We start from the raw sequence: 18,845 nt of genomic DNA on the forward strand, positions 1-18,845 counted from the left end.
CAATCTGGGATTCCGTAAACTTGATTCTTTTCATATTGCCAATTAAAATTAATAGTTTTTCTAATAGCCTCGCTGCGCTCGGTCTAGAATTCTACTTTTAAATGGTCTGAATTTTGGGAAGTGCACAGAGTGATGAGAAGCTTGTTTTCGAAGATGGCCCTGTTCGAGTAGAACCGTATATAATGTTGAAGGATAAATCATCTGATGAGGTTATAGAAAGAACTTTTCACGCAATCGAAGAATATCTTGTAAATGCTGAGGTTGATGAAATCGATAGAGGCATGACGCAAATAATGTTTGAAAGAATAGCTAGCTACAGAAAAGGTGACCAAGAGAGTAAAACCGATGAAAAATTACATCTTATACTGGATGATGCTGTGTTTCTAATTGATAAGTATGTAAAGGGAACTTATCAAAATAACTTGGTCTTTGCAAAAGATGTTGGAGATTTGTTGCAGGAGATGAAGTCAGTTTTGGAGAATTCAGCGCTTATCAAATGGAGGATGGCAATAAATTTAAATTTACAATCAATATTCGAATATTCCTCAAAACAAGAAACTGACAATGACTTAACAGCGAAGCTTCGTATTCATTCTGAACTTGATGAAGAGCCTATCAAAGTAGAGTTTTGCAGACCTTCGTTTTTTGCGAAATCAGTACTATATCAGCTATGGTACAATTCGGGAAGACGTAAGTATATACTTGAACTTGAAAATTCTTATCATTTACTAGATGCGACCAATCGCCCAATATATACAGTATCTGATAAAGATTTTGTTTTGTCAACTGATACGGTAAAAGACTATGTAGATTTTTTCTTTCGTGCTGTGATTGGGAAAAATGGAGGTTTCTTAATTTTCACTCAAGAAATGGAGATACCATACAAAAGAGACATAGACATTGATGAAAATATACATAAAAATATCTTGGAGCACATTCAGCCAATTGAAATTATAGAAAGTTCTGAAGAGCAAATAGCGATGGTGGCAAATATATTTTTCAGGGATGCTTTATTCAAAAGCAATATTGTAGTAAATAAAGATGGTACATGCTCACTTAATAATGAAGAACTTGTATTAGAAAACTTGCCGATTGATACTAAGGGTTTTGTGTAAACAAACCGTATTGATAAAACGAATTACTAATTTAAGTTTATCATAACATCGATTAACTGCTTAAAAAAGAACAGAATATTGCCGGGTTAAAAGAAATGTACCCGGCAATTTCCAATTTGTTTGTAGTCTTTAATCTATTATTCGTATGACTTCATATGTTATTGATAACGTATAGGGTCTGCGAGATAGTAACGTTATTAATTGTATAATAAACATACTTAAACAAATTCACCATGCAAACGTCAATGATATGGGGTAACCTAGCTGTTGAAGATCTAAAAAGAACAAAATCTTTTTAAGCAATTAGGATTTAAAAGCAATGGATATGATGAAGTCGAAAACCTCGCTAGTTTCAAGTTTGGAGATAATCAGTTCGTAATTAATTTTTTTAAGTCTGATCGCCTTGCCTCCAGTATGAATGGCAATGTCAGCTCAACCAGAGATGGCAATGAAGTGATCTTTTCAATGGCAGCCAAGAGTAATGAAGAAGTTGATCAATGGGCTGAACTGGTAAAGTCGTCTATAGGAACTCTTAATATGGGTTCTAAAATTCATGAAAACGGTTTTTATGTTTGTGTATTTTCCGATCCCGATGGACACAAGTTTAATATAGTTTGTATGGATGAACGGATGTAAATTATTGCTTACATAATAAATAAGAATGTAATCTATAATTTTTACTTACGATTAGTATTCACATTTAGCAAAAAGTAATACCAGCGCTCAAATTTGCAACTGGCTATAATTGCTGTTATCAATAAAATGTAGATTTTTTAATAAGACTAAGGACTTTCATTAGATGTTATTAGTCTTACAAAACGAAAGTATTCATCCCCAACTGCATATCTTTCTTTCAACTGTAACTTTGATTGCACCAATAACGGCAAAGAGAAAAATCCTTTCTCATAATGAAGATTAATCTTGGTTCCTTATCGCTTGATTTTTAAATGATTAGATAATTCATGAAATTTTTTGGACATTGTATTATATACTCCAAAATGGAAACTTCAACAATTGACCGGAGAAACATTCTAAAATGTCTAGCCCTTGCCATGGGTGCAGCAATCATTCCCGAAAATGCGATTGCCGGGTTAGGAAATCATAACAATATTGGAATCTCTTCCAGTGATGGCTTTCAACCAATACATATAAAAAGTGGAGAAGGGAAAAACGGGAAAATTGGTGACGGAGATATAATTTTCAAGCTCGATAAAATGCAAACAGATGGTCACTTTGCCGTAACGGAATCAACCTTACCAGTCGGCATACTTGGTGCACCACCTCATTTTCATAAAGGATTTGATGAAATCTGCAGAGTAACTCAAGGTACCCTGACGATTCTTGTTGGTGAGCAAATCTATGAGGTCAATGAAGGTGACTGGCACCTGCGACCAAGAGGAATTGTGCATACCTTTTGGAATTCTGGCAATAAACCTGCGAAATTTATCGAGATTTACGCTCCAGGAGGACATGAAGCTTATATGAACGAACTTTCGGATCTGTTTATTCAAAATCAAAGACCGAAACCTGGCGCACTTGACCTACTTGCTAAAAAGTATGACATTAGTTTCGACTGGCCCAAACTCAAAGTCATTATGGATAAATATAAAGTTCATCTATAATTCTATATATCATAATTTCTTTTTTGAACTCAAATGGTATTCGCATAAACAGTCTCAAGAAAGGAAGGGATGATTGATTAGTCTTTTTTTCTTGAGTAGAATGTTGATAGACAAAAAAAGCAATCTAAAAAAACCAGCGGATGTTGATAGCACATCTTATTTAAACTTTGACGCATATCCACTTTCATCCAGGAACTTTCTAAAGTCTTTTATGTGAAGGATATCTGAAATAGCTTTTTTCTTATTGGAGGACTTGTTGTAGTAGGATTCTGTAATTTTATATCCAATCCAATAACCTAGATCAGGAGGATAACCATTTTTAGGTTTATAGTTATACATCCAATCATGGCTATCCTCCCTACCATCCATAATTTCCTTGAATTCCAACCACAATTTTGCCTCATTAGCATTGCCATAATTATGTGTCTGTTTATTTGGCCCTCCACCGGAAATAAGTTCTCCTATGAAATCAGCACTACCTTCATTAATACAAGCAGCCAGTAGATCTAGGCTTTTCTTGGGAATACTATCCTGTTGATAGTGGATGAGTTCATGGGCAACCATATAGGGAACTGTTGCTGATTGAATCATTTCGGCTCCTATAATTAAGCCTTTTGGATTAGAGTGTCCTCCAGAATTAAATCTACCAATCACGAAATACACATTGGGATAAACTGCTTTAGGATAAAGATATTTTAACGCCATAAATGCCGCACGGCATTGCTTCTCGTTGTCCAACATTTTTAGGCTGTTCAGCCTGGTTTTTTCATAGTCATTCTTCCGTTCTCGAACTGTGTTGATCAAAGACGTTGCATTTTCTATTCTGCCTTTTGTAAATGCTTGCACACCAGCGGAACCCTGTTTTAAATAGATGTATTCAAAAGAGTTGGACTGTGGATCAGCATCAATCTTATCAAATGCTTCCCAAAAGTTTATTATATCCCTTGTTACAAATGATGTTTTCAGCGGATCAGAAACAGATTGCGCAGAGGAAAAATCGAAAAAAATGATGGTGGCAAAAATTGCTAATAAAGCATTTTTCATATTAATTGAATAAATCTAAGATAAGATGATATAAGCCTAAAATAGATATTCAATGATCAATAAACAAAAAGCTATTTAAATATAGCCATACCATCATTAAACAGCGGATTTTTTAAGTGCCAAGAATTCTTAATGAATTTTTGTCTCACAAAAATAAAGTATTCATGCAAGCTTTATATCTTCCTTTCAGTTAATAAATTTATATTCTCAACTTATCGCAACGAGACAAATGTCTCAAAAACGAAGACTTTACTAAAACTATCCAAAATGCTTAGATAATATGCCTGCGGTAAAATCTTCCGGCAAATATTATCACCCACCACTTATTTAATTTCCCGAAATAAGTTGATCAATTTTTTTTAAATGTATATTTGCTGCAATTGGCAATTTCATTCACCACATATCACCAGTTTTTTCAACCTCAAGTAAGGGCATTTCTGCTACTGATCTTGTTTGTGGGTGCATTATTAGTTCAAGGTTTACACCACCATGAGCAGGAAGTTCTCGAACAAAGTGTTCACAATAAAGAAAAAACCTCTCTGTTGTTCAAGTATTCAATAGCCAAAGCAAATTGTAAACTTTGCGAGCTGATCAAAAATCAGTCGCACGATTTTGATTCGCCGAATCTTCCGGTTTTATCACTAAAAACAGCTAAATATCCTGGGCATATTTTCGGCTACCTTTTCGGCCATACGGATAATTATATTTTCTCTGCAGCCAATAAAGGCCCGCCCGCTCTAGTCGCCTAACTTCTAAAAGGCTAATTATTTCATTTTATTTTTTCGATTTAACAAATGCATGGCATTCGCCTGTGCGTTAATAATTATTTTTATGCTTGAAGCTATCTCACTTTCTAAAAACTATGGGGACTACCGTGCCCTGAAAAACCTAAACCTCATTGTTAATGCAGGCGAAGTATATTGCTTGCTTGGCCAGAATGGGGCAGGAAAAACCACCACCATCAATTTATTTCTGGGATTTATAGAGCCATCTGAAGGCAAAATATTAATTAATAAACAGTCTGTATCTTCTGGTGATGAGTTAAGAAGACAACATCTCGCCTACATTCCGGAAGTTGTGATGCTTTATGGCTATTTGAGTGCTACAGAGAACCTTGATTATTTTTCAAAACTCGCTGGTTTTAACTATAGCAGCAGTCAACTCCAATCATTACTAAGTGAAAGCGGATTACAAGAAGCTGCCCACCACAAGCGCTTAAACGGATTCAGTAAAGGAATGCGACAAAAGGTTGGGATAGCCATCGCTGTCGCAAAAGATGCAAAGATTATTCTAATGGATGAACCCACAAGCGGCCTTGATCCTAAAGCAACTGCCGAATTTAGTTTGCTGATTAAAAAACTCGCAAATGAAGGTCGCTCGATACTGATGGCTACTCATGATATTTTTAATGCAGTGGAAATCGCGACCCATATCGGGATTATGAAACAGGGAGAACTGATTCATACCCTTAAAGCAAACGAAATATCTGCGACTGATCTTCAAAAACTGTACCTGCAAACCATTTAAAGTTTTAAGATGTATCACATAAATAAATCAGGCTATTTCCTGCAATTCGTTTTTATTTCACTTCTGCTGCTGGCCGTTTTACCGTCCGCATATGCGCAATCGAAACTAAGCGGAAAGGTGACCGACCGAACGGGCCTAGCGATTAAGGGTGCAACACTCCTTTTCAACAAGAACAATAAAGATTTAGTTACCAGTACCGATACACTAGGTGTGTTTTCTATTACGTTGGAGAAAAACAGCACATATCAGCTCCGCGTAACGGCACTGGGTTTTACTACTTACCAGGCAAATATTAAAACTGCATTGGCTGATAGCTTAATCAAAGATCCAATAATGCTTGATGCCACCAACCAGGAGCTCCAAACCGTTGAAGTAGTAGGCACTAACGATAAAAAATACTATGGAAACTACTCCTTTTCTGCCACTAAAACAGCGAGTTTAAACAAGGATATTTCACAGGCTATCTCTACAATTTCCAAAGAGTTAATTGCTGATCGCCAGGCGGGTGTGCTATCTGAAGCCATTAAAAACGTAACGAGTGTATCACAAAGCAGCTTTTACAATCAATTCGCTATCCGCGGAATTAATCAGAATGAAGAGGGCGTTATTATCAATGGTATGCGTACCCGCCAAAATTATTTCAACCAGCCACTTACGAGTAATCTGGAGCGAATTGAGGTGATTAAAGGACCTGCAAGCGCTACCTTTTCAAGCGTAGATCCTGGAGGAAGTATTAATCTGGTAACCAAAAAACCTTTGCCTCAAAAACGCCGTGAAATCAGCATCTCAGGCGGTAGCTTTAGCACCTTCCGTGGTGCCCTTGATTTTACAGGCCCCATGGATGAGGGCAAAACCCTATTGTACAGACTTAATGTCGGGTATGAAAACAGTAGAAGCTTTCGCGATCTCCAGTTCAGGAAAGGCTATATCATTGCACCTTCGTTCTCCTATATCCCAAATGAGAAAACCAGTTTAAGTATTGAAGTGGTGGTTAACAATAGTGATTCGAGGCTTGATCGCGGGCAAGCGATTTTTGGTGCCACAGCCGGTCAGACAGATCTAAGCAGCACACCAATCCGCTTTAATATGGGCGCCAGCAATGATAAGTTTAACACGCGTGATGTAATGCTGATGGCCAACTTTTCTCATAAGCTAAGTAAAAACCTATCTATCAATTTAGTTTACATGAAACAGGACTGGAACGAAGACCTGGTAGAGCACCGCACAAACAATGCCTTTGCCCTCGACGAAAATAGCCAGCCGATTCGCAGTCTGGCAGGAATGATTGCCGTACAGAGACAACAAAAGTTTAGTACAGAAAACTTGAGTCCATATTTCTCTCTTTCAGCTAATAGTTTCGGTGTTAGGCATCATATTGTTGCCGGCTACGATCGCATCAGCACACAAAAACTTCGCGGTGGTGGATCGAGTACCGCACAGGGATACCGTTTGAAAGATGGTACGGTAACGCCCAGATATGATGCAGCAAAAAAAAATCTTTATCAGTTTAGCATTGTCAATGGTGTAAATGCGCCTGTACCAAATGTAGAACATTTCTACCTGCTTAATCCCTCCTATACACTTAAAAGCCTAAGCGATTATACCTTTTCCAAAACCGAAATCGCACCGGCATACTATCTGGTAAATGCTGTTTATCTTCAGGATCAGGCTACAGTAGGCCGGTTTACAATTACCTTGGGTTTAAGGCAGGAATGGTATGAAGATTATGCCAATTATCAGCTGGCTACCGAGCAGAAAATAAACTTTGCGAAACTGCTTCCCAGACTGGGCGCAACTTTCCGCATTAATCCACAGATAAATGCTTATGCAACCTATCTGCAGGGTTATCAGCCACAGGGCAATACCTCTTCGCTGGTCATCACTCCTCCGCCTTCCGGTTCAAATTTCAAACCACTGGAAAGTGATCTTCGTGAATTCGGCATCAAATCAGAATGGCTCGATGGAAATTTGATGGTTAATGTTGCCGCATTTGAAATCAACCAGAAAAACCTGCTTATGAACGCCAATGATCCTTTGGACGTCAATCGTCTTATCGAAAGAGGCGCTCAGCGAAGCCGGGGGATTGAGATCGAATCTTCGGGTTTCATCAAAGATAACTGGCAGTTTAATATTGGCTATAGCTATGTAAATGCTATTTTAACAGCGGATTTTAATCCCCAAATCACCGGTCAACGCGTTCAGAATACGCCAAGGCACAGCGCAAGCCTTTGGACAAGGTATGATCTCCGCCAGGCAAAACTTAAAGGCCTGGGTTTTGGTGCAGGGCTACAGTATAGCGGCAACAAACTGCCGCTTTACATCCGAGATTTTACGCTGCCTGCTTATACCGTGGTTGATGCTGCAGTTTATTACTCACCAAATACATCCAAAGTGCAAATTTCTATGAACCTCAACAACATCCTGAACAAAACCTATTGGGTGGGTGCACAAAATTACCTGCGTCTTTTTCCAGGTACACCAAGAAATGTGATGTTTAATATAACTTATCGTATTTAATGAAAAATATTGTTTTTACCATATCCCGGCAAAGCTACAAAAATATAATAGCCAATCGGGCTACTTTGGCCTTAGCGGTTCTTCTCGGCCTTTCACTTTGCCTGGCAACCTATGTTGGATGGCAGAATTTTAAATCGCAAAATAGCCAGCGCCTGCACTACAAACAACTTGTTCGGGCGCAGTGGCTGGCCAAGCCAGACAAACATCCACACCGGATGGCCCATTACGGATATCTTGCTTTCAGGGAAAAGCATGAACTGAGCTTTTTCGATTTTGGAATAGAAAGTTTTGCCGGTGTTTCTATTTTCCTAGAGGCACACAAACAAAATACGGTCAATTTTAGCGAAGCTGGTTTTTCTAACGGTATGCTGCGATTTGGAGAAATAAGCGTAGCCATGGTGCTGCAGCTTCTTGTTCCACTGCTGATTATTTTTCTTGGATACGATAGCATTTCTGCAGAAAGGGAATCAGGAACGCTGAAAATTCTACTGTGTCAAAAAGTAACCTGGAAAAAACTTTTATGGGGTAAAACCTTTGGAATTTTAGCTGTAGTACTTTCCATGTTTATTCCGCTGATTTTATTGACCATATCGCTATGGGCATCTTTAAGCGATTGGGCAGTAAGCGGAGATTCGGCCATTAGGCTACTGATATTGATTATCTGCTACTCCGCATATTTTTTCATCATCGTGGCGATAACCGTTTTGGTTTCTGCATTTTCAAAAAGCTCCAGAACAGTATTAACTACGCTGCTTGCTGCCTGGATTGTGCTGATCATCATCGTTCCGAGGATTACACAGGCCGTTGGGAACAGGATTTTTCCGGTTCCATCCAAACTTGAATTTTTGGACCAGATTGCCTCCGATGTTCAAAAGCAAGGTGATAGTCATGATGCGAATGACCTTCACTATGCCGGAATAAAAGATTCTTTGCTCAAAGCTTACCGCGTAGATGACGTGAAAAAACTGCCTTTTAATTATGGCGGCTTCATTATGGCAGAAGGAGAACGGATTACCTCAGGCATCTATTCCGCTCACCAAAAAAAACTGAACGAGAAATTTCAGCGGCAAAACAGCATTACCGCTATGGTAGCCTTGCTCAATCCATACCTGGCATTAAAACAGGTATCAATGGCTTTAACGGCTTCAGATTTTGAGACTTTCGTAGATTTCCAGAATCAGGCCGAAGCTTATCGCTATGGATTGGCGCAAAAAATGAACAAGCTTCAAATTGATAAAATCAGTAATGAGAAGCCAGATGAACACGACAAACCGCTTTCCATCAGCCGCTCCAACTGGGCAGAACAGCCCGATTTTAATTATAAGTTTAAGTTTTACGGTAAAGTAGTGCGTCAGGAAGGCGTTGCTCTTACTGCCCTGGCGCTTTGGCTAGTAATGGTTATTCTTTTACTTCAATATTCCCCTCGTTGGATCAAAACAGTTTAGCAAAATGAAAAATACCTATAATTTAGAATTCAAACTTTTTTTCAGGAGTACTTCAGCATGGATTGGCATATTGGTGTTGCTGATTACCGGAATTGCTGGCTTGTATTTTGGCAAAACCTTTATCGATAAGCAAAACCAGGCAATAGAAAAGGCCGCATTGCTCCAGCAGAAGAATACCCAAAATAATGTGAAACATTTTGGCAATGACATTGGCCTTTTCTTTTTCCACAATAAATTTTCAATGGCCAATGTACCTCAGCCATGGGCAGCATTTGCCAATGGCCAGCGGGATGTAAATCCATACCTCATTTCTGCCACAATGCTGGCGCTGGAAGGCCAACTTTATGATACCGAAATCAGCAATCCTGTGAGCTTATTATTTGGCAATATGGATCTGAGTTTCGTGTTCATCTATCTTTTTCCATTGGTAATTATTGCTCTAGTGTACAACTTAATCGCTGAAGAGCGGGAGTCGGGAATATGGCCACTCTTGAAATCCCAGACTAACCAACTTTCGAAATTAATCTGGAAAAAATTTATGGTCAGGATGATGACGATTTACTTAAGTTCTATCGTTTTGTTTTTAGCCGCCATACTTTATCTTCATTTGCCGATTGATCAAAATTTGTTTGCAGTAACCGTTATTATCTGGCTGTACCTTGCCTTTTGGTTTGCCTTGTCATTTTTTGTGGTTAGTTTAAGCAAGTCTTCCAGCTACAACGCCTCCGTTTTGGTTGCCCTGTGGGTATTATTATGTGTGGTATTGCCCGCCAGTTTGAATCTGGTACTAACCCAGAAATATTCAGTTCCCGAAGCGTTGCAAAATGTGATCAATCAGCGTGAGGGCTACCATGAAAAATGGGACATGCCAAAAGAAGTAACCATGAAACCATTTTTTGAGCATTACCCTCAATTGAAGCAATATCCATTTCCCGCTGATAAGACGTTTAGCTGGTTTTGGTATTATGGCATGCAGCAGATGGGCGATGATCAGGCTTTTGAAAGCAGAAAATCAGTAGCCGAAAAGCTTAAGCTAAGGCAGCATTTTACTTCGATTGCAGCACTTTTTCTACCAACCGTTCAAACTCAATTGGGCATCAATGAGGTTGCCGGAACAGATTTAAATGCTCATCTCTCTTTTCAAGAGGCATACCGATCTTTTCACGAGAAAACCAGACTACAGTTTTATCCTGCAATTTTTTTGGAGAATGGTATCGAAACTACGAAGGTAAGCTCCACTAAACTTGAGGCATTTACACCAGGTACCATTAAAGATTGGAAAAGATTGGCATCATTGAGTTTGCTCACCATACTGTTTCTGACATTAACTTTGAGAAATCTAAGGAAAATTCAATTAGTTAAATAGTTATCTCAGATGCATACTCGTTGTAGTCATGCATTACGTTTTCGATAGCCCTAATTTGGGAGTGAATTTATTTGTCGAAAATAACCAGTCATTAAAAATTAATTTCAGCAGGACAACTAAAGTCATTAAGAAACATTGGAAAAAGATTGCTGGGTTGACCTGATATCAATTTGTTATTGTGAAAAGGCACATTAAACGTCATTTTAAAACTTAAACGGGACTGTCTCAAAAAGGCAGTCCTTTTTTTGTTAGAAAGACATTTATTTTTAGGTTTTTATTTGATTTATTGTAGTGATTTTCAGATGTTTATGCATACATAATTGAGATTCGTGGCTACCCAAAAACCTGTTTTTAAGCCCTATTATCAGTCCCAGATGATGGCTATTCCTCCAACTATGGACTAGCTTGCGGCAAAAGGCCACCCGGCGTATTGTAAATGACATTGTTGAAAGGACCTAAATCCAGGCACTATTGGATGCTTATAAGATCAAGGATACCTCGAGCTATCATCCACAAATGCTTTTAAAGGTTTTGGTATATGGATATATAAGCAATGTACATAGCAGCAGAAAGCTGGAGGTAGCCTGCAAAGAGAACATCAACTTTATGCGGCTGAGCGGAATGAGCTATCCTGACCACAATACCATCAATGGTTTTCGCAGTGTCCGCCTTAAGGACGCGCTCCGCAGCGTGTTTGAATAGGTTGTTAAGCTGTTGGCTGAAGAAGGGCTGTTAAGTATTGCGGAGGTTTATACAGACGGCACCAAGATAGAGGCCAATGCCAATAGATATACCTTTGTGTGGAAAAAGGCTATCCAGACAAACAAGGAAAAGATGAAGAAAGCCCTGAGTGACATCTGGGAATATGCCCAGAGCGTTGCCAAGGTCGAGGATGGCTTACCTGAGCCACCCGATTTTACGGATATTGATACGAAAAAAGTACAGCAGACAGTGAATACGCTCAATGCAGTGCTGTCAGAAAAAACGGATCTGGACAAAAAGGTTAATGCGAAACTGAAATAAGTAACCAAAGAATATCCAGAAAAACAAGCAGAATATGAGCGTAGTGAGGCAATGTTGGGGGAACGGAACAGCTTAAGCAAAACAAATACCGATGCAACTTTCATGCGGATGAAAGATGACCACATGCAAAATGGTCAGCTCAAGCCCGGTTACAATGTACAGATATCGACCTCCAATCAGTTTATCGTAAACTTTAATGTCCTGGTTAAACCGTAGTAGATTCACCCAGTCTCGCCAGTTAAAAACATATTACAACACAGTATGTTCGAAACATTTACAGATAATTAAAAATTAGTGAAAGGGGTCAAATAAATTGGTTTGTACGCCCAGGCGCCTGTTTTATTCAATTTCGCCGTCTGCAAGGCCTTCTAAAAACCAGCCTGATTTATATTCAAATTCCGCACGGTGGCCGGAAGCATTAACCACGAAACTGCTGAAATCATGCGCAATTAACTGCTCTGCTTCGAGGGTTCTTTTGGCTAAAACAGCAAATTCATCGAGATCAAATTCATCCTTAATTACATAATGTGGAGTACCAGTATCGCTCCAGATGGTTTCTGCAACGCCTGATACAAATTTTTCTATTTCTTCGTCACTTACTTTTTTTATAGTTTGTTCATTCTTTTCCATCGAGATAGGGTAATTAATGCAAACAACATGAATTTTGTATAATTTGTTCTCCATCGCAACAACTTTCCTAAAGGAGTTAGAAATCTACTCGTTAGAGTGACGTCCCCCCGAAAAACTAGCCAGTTGAAACCAGAGAATTGGGAGTTATATTCAATGTTTCAATGAACTCATTCGGAGTGAAACCATCTAACGAGCTATGTGGCCTGAAAGAGTTATATTCCTCACGCCATAGTTTGATTTTCTTTTTAGCATCATCCATCGATAGGAACCAGTTGGTATTTAAACATTCATCCATTCTTCAGTTATTGTTCTTACTTCTTGAATGGATTTAAACACATATGCATTTAATATATCCCTTCTCAAAGTTCCGTTCAGTCTTTCGATGTAAGCATTCTGCGTAGGCTCTCCAGGCTGGATGAATACAAGTTGTATCTTATTTTCCTTGCTCCAAATATCCAGTTTTGCACTAATGAATTCTGGCCCATTATCAACCCTTATCATCTTTGGATACCCTCTGTGACGTGCAATTTCCTCCAAGCTCCTTATCACCAGGGTGATTACGCTGGAAAGAAACATGACAATTTTATACAGGCTTGCCCTTAGTGCCTTTTTTAGAATATTACCTTCATAAAGAAACTGGGTGAGCTTAAGTATCCTGAATACACGGAGCAGCCGAAAGGCTCTCATCACGACGAGGTATTGCGTTCCTAAAAGGAAAAGACTTAGGTAGCTTGGAATAAAGGCAATCAGATCCACTATTCCGTAAAAACTGAAATATAGCGAAGTGGTTTATGGCTCGCATATATGCGAAGAAGATACTCTAAGGTAAATAAAATGGTAAATATCCTTTCCAGTATATGTATGAGCTGATAGTACCTTTCCCGCACTGCGCTGACGCTTTCCAGAAAAACTGAAAGGATGCTGAGCAGTATCAACACCAGCAATACTACATCAAAAAGTTTCCCCGCTCTGGTGTCTGAGCGGAGAATAATGATGTATATTTTTTTTCCGCAGGATGTCATTTGCTCTATTCATATTATCTGAATCCGTTTTCGGTAAAGTAAGATAATAACGCACAATGAAACCTATAGTTTCTTTAAAAATGTATATTTGAAATTTTGAGGGGTATGAAAAAAACAACAATCGAAAAGATTATGGCGCCGGTGAGCCGCTTCATTCATCTGGAATACACTAGTGGAATTGTGCTGCTCATCAGTGTGGTCATCGCAATTGCCTGGGCGAATTCTCCCTTTCACAAATTTTATGAGCACTTGTGGCATATCAAATTCAGCGTAGGATTTGACAAATTTCTGCTTAGTCATCCTTTGCACATCTGGATCAATGATGGGTTAATGGCTATATTTTTCTTTGTAATAGGCCTGGAACTCAAGCGGGAATTTATGGAAGGAGAACTCTCTTCGCTTCAAAAGGCCTCACTCCCGATGACCGCTGCGCTTGGCGGAATGCTGGTTCCGGCTGCAATTTATTTTTTTATCAATAAAGGTACGGATGCTGCCCATGGCTGGGGAATTCCAATGGCTACAGATATTGCCTTCGCATTAGCCCTCCTTTCCATGGCCAGCAAACATATTCCCGTTTCCATTAAAATCTTCCTATCAGCTTTAGCTGTGGCTGATGATCTGGGCGCGGTCCTGGTGATTGCTTTTTTCTATACAGACCAGATTAATTTTGTGCCGCTGGCCATCGGTGCAGGATTTTTGATACTGCTTATGCTGGGAAACAGGATCGGCATCAGAAGTACAGTTTTTTATCTGGTGCTTGGCATTTGTGTCTGGATTGGCTTTTTACTCTCTGGCGTCCATGCCACTATTGCCGGGGTACTGGTGGCCTTTACCATTCCTGCGGTGACCAGAATCGATGAACAGATTTACTCCAGTAATTTAAGAAAACTTTCTTATGATTTTGAAGTGGATATCCCTGAACGGGGAACCCTTATCACACCGCTTCAAAATAAAACCATTCAGAAAGTAAAAACCTTAAGCATGGCCGCTGAAACACCCCTGCAAACCATAGAACATGCGCTGCATCCATGGGTGGCGTTTGGCATTATGCCACTTTTTGCGCTGGCCAATGCAGGCATTGTGATTACCGGAGATTTTTTAAGTTCTGTAATGAATCCAGTCTCAACTGGTGTTGCCCTGGGGCTTATCATTGGTAAATTTACAGGCATTTTATTTTTTTGCTGGATCATGGTCAAATTCCGGATATCCAGCCTGCCTGAAGGGGCAAACTGGAAACATATCGCCGGAGTTGCGCTACTGGCTGGAATTGGTTTTACCATGTCGCTGTTCATTAGCGGACTGGCGTTCAAGAACCCGGTATTTATCACTCAGGCTAAATACGGGATATTGATTGCCTCTGTCCTTGCAGGAATTTCAGGAACGATTGTCCTCAAACGCATCGCGAAATAGTCATCATACAATAAATAACCAATTACAACAAAGGTTTATGAAAAAAAAAACAGACGATGTGCGTGGTGCCCTAAAGGCTTTTATCGAAAATCGTTTTAACCTGCATATTGATAAGGCCGAAGAAAGCGAGGTGGTAGAATCGATATCAAGGAACTCCATATTTGTTGGCGGCCCGGTCTGGACATTGATCTTTGCTATCATCATTGCATCCATCGGGCTGAACGTAAATTCCACAGCGGTAATCATTGGAGCGATGTTAATTTCGCCCCTGATGGGTCCGATTATGGGCATAGGCCTGGGCATAGGAACAAACGATTTTGAGCTCGTCAAAAAAGGGGGAAGAAACCTGCTCATTGCTACCATAATCAGCATTGTTACATCGACCATTTATTTCTACATTACCCCGCTTCATGAGGCGCAAAGTGAACTGCTAGCCAGGACGACCCCATCCATCTGGGATGTATTCATCGCTTTTACCGGCGGGCTGGCCGGAATTATCGCAGCCACCAGAAAAGAGAAAAGTAATGTAATACCGGGCGTAGCCATCGCCACTGCACTCATGCCTCCCCTCTGCACCGCGGGCTATGGCCTTGCCGTGGGTAACTGGCCATTTTTCTTTGGCGCACTTTATCTGTTTTTCATCAACAGTTTATTCATTTGCATCTCCACCTATTTGATTGTAAAATTCTTGAAGTTTGACAAAAAACACTTCGAAGACCCGGGGGTTGAAAAAAGGGTATCCAGATACATTCTTATTAGCGTATTAATTACCATCATTCCAAGTATTTACCTTGCCTATGGTATAGTCCAGAAAAGTATCTTTGAAAATAATGCACAGCGATTTGTTCGCGAACAGTTCAACTTTCAAACTACGCAGGTTATCAATAAAAATCTGATTTATTCAGAGGGTGAAAAAGAGATAGATCTCCTGCTCATTGGAGCTGAACTTCCCCAAACAGTCATAAATGCCATCAAAAACAACTTAAAAAAGTATAAGCTGCAAGGCACTACCTTGCACATCAGGCAAGGACTTAACGCCAGGCAGGAGATAGACTTCTCCCAGATTAAAGCCAGTATTATGGAAGATGTCTTCAAAAAAGAAAACGGCCCTGGAAAAACAATTAAAGCTGATAAGTTAGTGAGGCCCTTGCCGGATATCAGGGCAGAACTTATTGCGCTGTTTCCTGAAATCAAAAGCTATTCCCTGTCCAATATCATTAGCCGCAGGCTCGATACCCAGCGCATGGATACCCTGACGCTATTCAGGGCCGAATTCTCTGCGGTTCCGGGAACAAAAAACCAACTCAGGATTCGTTCCTGGCTAAAAAGCCGGTTAAAAGTGGATTCTGTTCAAACCGTTTACAGTACGCAATAAGGCCATAAGCAATAATAAAGGATATGGAATTCGAGCGCGCGTTTGCCCTTATATTTTAATAAATTAACCTATTCAACCATGAACCAGTACCTTATACTCATGCTTATTGCCGGCATTGCCAGTATTGGAATGGCTTTCATCCCGACAATCTCGAGTAGAATAGGCATATCTTACGCGATTGTGTATGTTGGGATTGGTGTGCTATTTTATCTGATTTGGCCCAAGGCACTACCAAGTCCACTACCAGATAAAGATAATAGCCTTGTGGTTCACCTAACAGAACTTATAGTCATTATTTCCCTGATGGGAACAGGCATCAAAATAGACAGAAGTTTCTCTTTCCGGTCATGGGCTACGCCATTGAGACTCATCCTGCTCTCCATGATTCTTGCAATAGGAATTTCAACAGCAATGGGTATTTTGGCTTTGGGGCTAAGTCTCCCGGCCGCGCTACTGCTTGCCGCTGTGCTGGCACCAACAGATCCGGTGCTCGCTGCTGATGTGCAGGTCGGTCCCCCCAATGAGCGCGGCAAATCCGAGACCCGTTTCGCGCTAACTTCTGAGGCCGGACTAAATGACGGGCTCGCCTTTCCATTTACCTGGTTAGCTATGATCATCGCCTCCAAGGGTATAAGTCTATCGGCTTTATGGCACTGGGCCTGGTATTATCTAGCATATAAAATTTTAGCAGGTCTGGTTATTGGCTGGGTGTGTGGTAAACTAGTTGGCTATCTGGTTTTTTCCATCTCAGAAAAGTACAGACTGCTCAAAGCCTCTGATGGCTTTCTGGCAATATCTCTAACACTATTGACCTATTCGGTAAGTGAATCTTTTCATGCCTACGGTTTTATATCCGTCTTTATCGCCGGACTTACGCTACGCCATTACGAAAAAGGACATGATTACCATCAGCAGCTTCATTCTTTCACCGACCAGATGGAGCGTATGCTACTTGCTGTGCTGCTTATATTTTTCGGGGGTTCTCTGGTTGGTGGAATTCTTGCTCCACTTACCTTAACAATGGCAATAGTCGCCCTGGCTTTTATCATACTGGTAAGACCTGCAACCGTCTATCTATCATTGTTGGGCAGTTCAATAGCGCTTAAGGAAAAGCTGGCCATCAGTTTTTTTGGTATACGGGGCATGGGGTCAATATACTACCTGGCTTTTGCTTTCGGTGAAATAAATTTTGAGCAGCAGGATGAGCTATGGGCAATTGTTGCTTTTACGATTCTGATTTCTATCGTACTACATGGACTTACCGCTACTCCTGTAATGAAGCGTCTTAGCAAAGCCACTGATGCTTAAAAGCTTTGCAATCAAAAATAGTTAGCTCCTTTAAAGTCTCCATTGACTGAACTTTACGAACAACTATATTCCTTTAATCACTCGGCTGGCAAGATAATGAATAAATAGAAGTCCTGTTAAATAAACATGCCTGATTGATAAATAAGTAAATCTTGATATATTTCGTCTCAAAAAACGAACCTTTAAAACATAGCTGAAATATTACGGAGAAATTGTAGGGCAAACAATGATAAAGCCATTACCTGTCAGATCATCTGGCATAGTTATGGATGTTTGTATCTTATGAAAAAGCTATACTTAATATTTGCCCTGTCGGCAGTGCTGCTGACAAGCGCCTGTTATACGGTGGGGACAGATGGAAATAGTGGGAAGGTTCCTCCGGGACAAGCTAAAAAAGGAACAGGTTCTAAATCGGCAAGGACTTTTGCACCGGGGCAACAAAAAAAGCGCAATTAGGTAGGAAGCCATTAGTTGGCTACCTTATTCCTTCGTGTTCGGGACTTAAACGCTATAGTTGATTGCCATGCCCGGCGCACCCAAAAAAAAGAGGGATGCGGCGAATGCCACATCCCCCTGGATAAGATAATCTAAAAATAACTCCTCAATTCAGTTCCACCTCCGCTAAAACCGGAAAGTGATCAGAGGGAAATTTACCATAATAGGTGTCCGTTAAAATTCCCCACCTGCTGGCAGTAAAATGATTGCTCACAAAGATGTGATCAATCACAGTTTGCCCCTTTGGTGTTCTGAATCCATTCGCAGATGAATTGTTTGCATAAGGGAATTTAACTTTGCCGTATGCATCAAACAGGATCCCTGAACTGGCCAAACGCTGGTACCATTCACTATCCCTGCCCCCATTGAAATCACCTGTCAACAAAACCGGAGCAGAACCGGCTATTTCCGCTATTTTTTTAAGGATTAGCTCACTGCTCTGCAGACGGGCAACTTTACCTTGGTGGTCATAATGCACATTGAACACATAAAACTGGTTTTTGGTCTTCAAATCCTGAAGATAAACCCATGAGCAAATCCGGTTACAACAGGTCGCATCCCAGCCTTTCCCAGGTTTTTCAGGTGTTTCAGATAGCCAGAAATCACCACTTTTGATTAATTTAAAGCGGTCTTTTTTATAAAATATCGCCGAATGTTCTCCGCCATCCTGACCATCATCGCGTCCTTTTCCATAAACTTCATATTCAGGCAAAGCAGTTTTGATATCTGTTAGCTGATTATCCAAAGCCTCCTGAACACCCAGAATATCGAACCTATGAAAGCGGATAAGGTTGGATACAACAGGCGCCCTGTCTACCCATAAATTTCCGCTGTCCCGGGGATTATCAAAGCGGATATTGAAAGTACCGACTGTAATTTGCTGCGCCTTAAGGCCTACCGCATTAAGGGAAAGTAGCACCGTAGCGATTAATAATTTTATTTTCAT

General features: G+C 40.2%; 19 protein-coding genes. 13 read left to right on the top strand and 6 right to left on the bottom strand.

Annotated elements, in window-relative coordinates:
• Positions 1 to 113: 113 nt before the first annotated feature.
• The 3 genes from LUA90_RS00005 (at position 114) to LUA90_RS00015 (ending at position 2,737) form a co-directional block, all read left to right on the top strand.
• Positions 114 to 1,115: a hypothetical protein gene (locus LUA90_RS00005; protein ID WP_231489707.1), complete on the top strand. Its 1,002-nt coding sequence runs from the start codon at positions 114 to 116 to the stop codon at positions 1,113 to 1,115.
• A 414-nt stretch (positions 1,116 to 1,529) separates the two neighbouring features.
• Positions 1,530 to 1,751: a hypothetical protein gene (locus LUA90_RS00010; RefSeq protein ID WP_231489708.1), complete on the top strand. Its 222-nt coding sequence runs from the start codon at positions 1,530 to 1,532 to the stop codon at positions 1,749 to 1,751.
• A gap of 362 nt (positions 1,752 to 2,113) precedes the next feature.
• Positions 2,114 to 2,737, top strand: a complete 624-nt coding sequence (locus tag LUA90_RS00015; RefSeq protein ID WP_231459921.1) for a cupin domain-containing protein — start codon at positions 2,114 to 2,116, stop codon at positions 2,735 to 2,737.
• Between the two features lie 156 nt (positions 2,738 to 2,893).
• Here LUA90_RS00015 and LUA90_RS00020 read toward each other — a convergent pair whose 3' ends face one another.
• The gene (locus tag LUA90_RS00020; RefSeq protein WP_231459922.1) at positions 2,894 to 3,781 is read right to left on the bottom strand and encodes a DUF2268 domain-containing putative Zn-dependent protease; all 888 of its coding nucleotides are present in this window, start codon (positions 3,779 to 3,781) and stop codon (positions 2,894 to 2,896) included.
• Between the two features lie 455 nt (positions 3,782 to 4,236).
• On the opposite strand from LUA90_RS00020, the gene LUA90_RS00025 reads away from it, so the two are divergent.
• The 7 genes from LUA90_RS00025 to LUA90_RS00055 all read left to right on the top strand — a co-directional run bounded on the left by LUA90_RS00025 (position 4,237) and on the right by LUA90_RS00055 (position 11,659).
• A complete protein-coding gene (locus LUA90_RS00025; RefSeq protein WP_231489709.1) occupies positions 4,237 to 4,530 on the top strand; it encodes a hypothetical protein in 294 nt (97 codons plus the stop codon).
• 82 nt (positions 4,531 to 4,612) lie between these two features.
• A complete protein-coding gene (locus tag LUA90_RS00030; protein WP_231459924.1) occupies positions 4,613 to 5,308 on the top strand; it encodes an ABC transporter ATP-binding protein in 696 nt (231 codons plus the stop codon).
• A 9-nt stretch (positions 5,309 to 5,317) separates the two neighbouring features.
• Entirely contained in the window at positions 5,318 to 7,825 is a 2,508-nt protein-coding gene (locus LUA90_RS00035) for a TonB-dependent receptor (RefSeq protein ID WP_231489710.1), read from the top strand.
• On the top strand, positions 7,825 to 9,270 hold the full coding sequence (locus tag LUA90_RS00040) for a DUF3526 domain-containing protein (protein WP_231489711.1): 1,446 nt from the start codon (positions 7,825 to 7,827) through the stop codon (positions 9,268 to 9,270). Before LUA90_RS00035 ends, LUA90_RS00040 begins: the two co-directional genes overlap by 1 nt.
• 4 nt (positions 9,271 to 9,274) lie before the next feature.
• Positions 9,275 to 10,636 carry a DUF3526 domain-containing protein gene (locus LUA90_RS00045; RefSeq protein ID WP_231489712.1) on the top strand — a complete coding sequence of 454 codons (1,362 nt, stop codon included), beginning with the start codon at positions 9,275 to 9,277 and terminating at the stop codon, positions 10,634 to 10,636.
• A 516-nt stretch (positions 10,637 to 11,152) separates the two neighbouring features.
• Entirely contained in the window at positions 11,153 to 11,338 is a 186-nt protein-coding gene (locus LUA90_RS00050; protein WP_231459952.1) for a transposase, read from the top strand.
• Between the two features lie 12 nt (positions 11,339 to 11,350).
• Positions 11,351 to 11,659, top strand: a complete 309-nt coding sequence (locus LUA90_RS00055) for a hypothetical protein (protein ID WP_231459928.1) — start codon at positions 11,351 to 11,353, stop codon at positions 11,657 to 11,659.
• Between the two features lie 339 nt (positions 11,660 to 11,998).
• Here the strand turns inward: LUA90_RS00055 and LUA90_RS00060 are convergent, their stop codons facing one another.
• The 4 genes from LUA90_RS00060 to LUA90_RS19525 all read right to left on the bottom strand — a co-directional run bounded on the left by LUA90_RS00060 (position 11,999) and on the right by LUA90_RS19525 (position 13,311).
• Positions 11,999 to 12,289: a hypothetical protein gene (locus LUA90_RS00060; RefSeq protein WP_231489713.1), complete on the bottom strand. Its 291-nt coding sequence runs from the start codon at positions 12,287 to 12,289 to the stop codon at positions 11,999 to 12,001.
• A 115-nt stretch (positions 12,290 to 12,404) separates the two neighbouring features.
• Positions 12,405 to 12,584, bottom strand: a complete 180-nt coding sequence (locus LUA90_RS19515) for an integrase core domain-containing protein (RefSeq protein ID WP_370634325.1) — start codon at positions 12,582 to 12,584, stop codon at positions 12,405 to 12,407.
• Positions 12,569 to 13,045, bottom strand: a complete 477-nt coding sequence (locus tag LUA90_RS19520) for an integrase core domain-containing protein (RefSeq protein ID WP_370634326.1) — start codon at positions 13,043 to 13,045, stop codon at positions 12,569 to 12,571. Before LUA90_RS19520 ends, LUA90_RS19515 begins: the two co-directional genes overlap by 16 nt.
• Positions 13,045 to 13,311, bottom strand: coding sequence for an ion transporter (locus tag LUA90_RS19525; RefSeq protein ID WP_370635282.1), 267 nt, complete (start codon positions 13,309 to 13,311; stop codon positions 13,045 to 13,047). Before LUA90_RS19525 ends, LUA90_RS19520 begins: the two co-directional genes overlap by 1 nt.
• 105 nt (positions 13,312 to 13,416) lie before the next feature.
• On the opposite strand from LUA90_RS19525, the gene nhaA reads away from it, so the two are divergent.
• The 3 genes from nhaA (at position 13,417) to LUA90_RS00080 (ending at position 17,404) form a co-directional block, all read left to right on the top strand.
• Complete coding sequence (nhaA, locus tag LUA90_RS00070) at positions 13,417 to 14,721, top strand: Na+/H+ antiporter NhaA (protein WP_231489714.1); 1,305 nt, start codon at positions 13,417 to 13,419, stop codon at positions 14,719 to 14,721.
• A gap of 37 nt (positions 14,722 to 14,758) precedes the next feature.
• Entirely contained in the window at positions 14,759 to 16,096 is a 1,338-nt protein-coding gene (locus tag LUA90_RS00075) for a TIGR00341 family protein (RefSeq protein WP_231489715.1), read from the top strand.
• A gap of 78 nt (positions 16,097 to 16,174) precedes the next feature.
• Positions 16,175 to 17,404 carry a sodium:proton antiporter gene (locus LUA90_RS00080; protein WP_231459933.1) on the top strand — a complete coding sequence of 410 codons (1,230 nt, stop codon included), beginning with the start codon at positions 16,175 to 16,177 and terminating at the stop codon, positions 17,402 to 17,404.
• Between the two features lie 601 nt (positions 17,405 to 18,005).
• On the opposite strand, the gene LUA90_RS00085 is transcribed toward LUA90_RS00080, so the two are convergent.
• A complete protein-coding gene (locus LUA90_RS00085; RefSeq protein ID WP_231459934.1) occupies positions 18,006 to 18,845 on the bottom strand; it encodes an endonuclease/exonuclease/phosphatase family protein in 840 nt (279 codons plus the stop codon).

The sequence above is a fragment of the Pedobacter sp. Leaf170 genome, assembly GCF_920984665.1.
Taxonomy (GTDB): domain Bacteria; phylum Bacteroidota; class Bacteroidia; order Sphingobacteriales; family Sphingobacteriaceae; genus Pedobacter.